This is a genomic window from Chamaesiphon sp. VAR_48_metabat_403 (genome assembly GCF_031422475.1).
In the GTDB taxonomy this organism is placed as follows: Bacteria; Cyanobacteriota; Cyanobacteriia; order Cyanobacteriales; family Chamaesiphonaceae; genus Chamaesiphon.
This window is the reverse complement of the sequence record NZ_JANPLS010000428.1, coordinates 1-3137: the sequence shown is the minus strand read 5'-3', so window position 1 is coordinate 3137 and position 3137 is coordinate 1. Positions and strand designations below refer to the sequence as shown.

The 3137-nt window shown below is 43.1% G+C and carries 4 protein-coding genes; 1 reads left to right on the top strand and 3 read right to left on the bottom strand.

Annotated elements, in window-relative coordinates:
- Positions 1–43: 43 nt before the first annotated feature.
- The 3 genes from RMO79_RS20380 to RMO79_RS20370 all read right to left on the bottom strand — a co-directional run bounded on the left by RMO79_RS20380 (position 44) and on the right by RMO79_RS20370 (position 2611).
- Positions 44–1081: a helix-hairpin-helix domain-containing protein gene (locus RMO79_RS20380; RefSeq protein ID WP_310485099.1), complete on the bottom strand. Its 1038-nt coding sequence runs from the start codon at positions 1079–1081 to the stop codon at positions 44–46.
- 280 nt (positions 1082–1361) lie between these two features.
- Positions 1362–2357 (bottom strand): multicopper oxidase domain-containing protein, encoded by a 996-nt coding sequence (locus RMO79_RS20375; protein WP_310485098.1) that lies wholly within the window; start codon positions 2355–2357, stop codon positions 1362–1364.
- Positions 2358–2425: 68 nt separating this feature from the next.
- Positions 2426–2611, bottom strand: a complete 186-nt coding sequence (locus RMO79_RS20370) for a hypothetical protein (protein WP_310485097.1) — start codon at positions 2609–2611, stop codon at positions 2426–2428.
- Positions 2612–2630: 19 nt separating this feature from the next.
- Between RMO79_RS20370 and RMO79_RS20365 the strand changes: the two genes are divergently transcribed.
- Positions 2631–3098, top strand: coding sequence for an NADAR family protein (locus RMO79_RS20365; protein WP_310485096.1), 468 nt, complete (start codon positions 2631–2633; stop codon positions 3096–3098).
- Positions 3099–3137 lie beyond the last annotated feature (39 nt).

Sequence of the window (3137 nt, the reverse complement as noted above, 5' to 3'; positions counted from 1 at the left end):
TGGAGGGGTGCCCGTAGGGCGGGGTGGGTAGATCTCAGCCGCGCTATTTACTAGCGACAGTAATAATTTTCTGAGTACTTTGTTCGATCGTTTTGACTAATTTACCAACTTCTTCGACAGTTTTTACAGGCGATGCTGGCGGCATCGCGGCTGGCCATGCTGTTTTTAACTGCTTCATATTTTCGACAATTATTTTATGAGCATCGGGACTATCTTTCGCCATAGTTGCGGCAATCCCTTGATATAATTGCTCGGCATAAACTATAAAACCTCTAGAATCTTGATACTCGATCGCGGCTTTAATTTTACCGTCGGTAATCGCAGCTCCGTACTCTGAATTAGCAGTATCTAATAGTCCATTAATTACTTGCAATACAAAGCTGGGACTCTTGCGTTGAGATTCAGGTAATGCGGCAATTGCTAGATCGATCGATTGTTGAGATTCTTTTAAATTAGCTGTCACTTTGGGCATCTCTTTAGCTCCCGCTTTGACTAAATCTTCGAGTGCGATTAGTTTAGTTTTAAACTCTTTAACTTTGCGCTCGTTGAGTTGGTCGGCGACATCGGTGTAAATTTCTTCAACTGGATGCCCGATATGGGGTTCGGCATCTTTAGGTTTATTCAAATCTAGGAGTTCTTTGGCTACATATAAGTGCCCTTTCATCAGCCCTAGTTTGATCGCATAATCAGCATCTTTCTCGACTCCAGTTAAGACTATATCTTCAATTGTGACTAAATCTTTAATTTGGTCGTATTGTTTTTGGTCGATAACTTTTTTGGAGACTAATTCTTCTGGTGTTTTATATGGTCGTTCGGCTTGAATTTTATTAGATAAAGCGGGAATGCCTAGTTTAGCTTCTAGTTTATCTAGCTCGGATAAAATTGCACTATTGATATTAATTTTTTTACCACCAGAATGCTTCATGCCCGCCATGTCATTAGAAGCGGCTGGAGGTGTTGATGCGACTGGACTGGGTTGAGTTTCGGTTGTCGTGGTGGTGGGTGTATTGTTACAGGCACTAATTACAATTGAAGCAGCACAAGCAAGAATGGCTATTTTAAGATACTGTGTGTTTTTCATTAAATCGGTTTAAATTAATTGAAGATTAAAGGTAATACATCGATGCGATCGAAGCAGGTAATCGCCTGTGAAAAGTTGAGGACGATTGCAGCTTTTTAAAATTGGGTATCATCAAGAATTAGATTAATAATAAATACTTCCAATCTGGATCGTAGTAATCGATCTAGCCACCACTGTAGGGAGTAGATACTCAGTATGTTGGTAACAACACACCATCTTTAATCATCTTAATTGTGTACTTAATGAGAACTAATGTCAACTTATTTGCAAATAAGTTGTATTAAGTGGCTGAAATAACTTTAAATGCGCCCATACAGCCATGTTCGGCGATTCCATCTTGATGGGGATGAAACATAAATTCGCCCGGATACTTAAACTTAAACTCTAAAATATGTCGCTCTGCCGTGCCCATTGTAATCACATCGCTGGTATGACTGGGTTTTAGTGTCATCCCTGTCGGGTAGACATCAAACATGTTGGCATGAAGATGAAAGGTAACAGCAGGATCGATTTCGATCGTATTTAAGACATACAGCCGAATTAATTGATGCTGATAGATCTCGATCGGGTGCATCATATAGTAATCGGGCACGCCATTGAAGGCATATAACTCATTTTTACCATCATCATTGGTATCGTAGCCCCCCATCACCAGTACGATTTCGTCAGCAACCGGGCGAGGTTGGGGCGGATCGATAATCAGCATCCCAAACAAACCTTTGCCGATATGCCGCGTCACGGGCGCGACGTGACAGTGATAGAGGTGCAATCCATACGGTTCTGCTTCCAACTCATAAATGGTACCCGTAGCATTGCGAATTGGTTTGATCCCATCCATCGCCGCTGGATGAAAGCCATGAAAGTGCATCGAATGAGCGTGCCCAGCCCGATTGAGAAAAGATACCCGAATTATTTCGCCAGCTTTGGCTCTTAATGTCGGCCCTGGTACCCGATTATTATAATTCCAACTATTGAACGATACGGCGGTATTTAACTGAAGGGTGGTATTTCCGGCTACCAGTTTAAATTCCCTCACAGTCCGCCCGTTCTCTTGTTTGACGGTACCATAGTCAAAATCCCGTAAAGTCTGCATCGGACTGAAGGTATTGCCCATCATGGGGCTACTCGCTGGCATTACCGGAATTCTCGCTTTCGGCTGGGGTTTGAGTCCTTGCCAAGCTAGCGTTGCAGTCGTTAAACCCAATCCTGCTAAACCATATTTGAGCAACTGACGACGATGGAGCAGCGGATGGTGAAGACGATCGAGATTAGACATCAGTCTTGGGGCAAGTAGCAATAAATATTGGCAATAGTCCTAGTCTGTTATTATAACGAGCGATCGAACTAAATAATAATTATTCTCAGATCTTGCATCAAAGCATAGTTATTAGTTAATAGTGGAGCGGGGAGCGGGGAACGAAAGACTAATAAGCGATCGCCGGAACTGATGTTAATCCCAGGATATGATGGTAGGTAGCGGCTTAATGGCTGGTAAAAAATTGACGATCGAACTCGTAGCCGCTCAACCACAGTAATTTGCGATAAGTGAGTGAACCAAAATCCATCGAAAATCTATTTCTACAAAGTTACTGCGCCCTACGGTTGCTTTTCTAATTTTTCGCCACACTCGATTGAATTAGCTGGCGTGCGGTGGGCAACTGTCGAACACTACTATCAAGCGCATAAATTTCAGGGTACGAAATTCGAGCATTTAATGGCGCAAATTTACCAAGCAGCCACACCCGAATTGGCAACAAAAATCGGGCGCAATCCCAAATATCAAGCCCATCCTGATTGGGATGGGTGTAAATGCACGCTGATGTATCGAGCTGTGTGGCAAAAATTCAGATCTCATGCAGATCTCCGCCAGATTTTACTCGATACCGCAGATGCCGAAATTATCGAGGATTCGCCTGTAGATTACTTCTGGGGCTGTGGAGTCGATCGGACTGGCGCAAATCAGCTTGGACGCATTTTAATGCGGGTTAGAGCCGATCTTCACGGGATTCAGGTGTAGATAATTCACCTAAAAAGCCGTTCTGTATTGGTACCTACT

What these genes read in the sequence shown, in the direction of transcription:
- RMO79_RS20375 (WP_310485098.1), bottom strand. Translation starts at nt 2,357, where the DNA reads ATGTCTAATCTCGATCGTCTTCACCATCCGCTGCTCCATCGTCGTCAG.
- RMO79_RS20380 (WP_310485099.1), bottom strand. Translation starts at nt 1,081, where the DNA reads ATGAAAAACACACAGTATCTTAAAATAGCCATTCTTGCTTGTGCTGCT.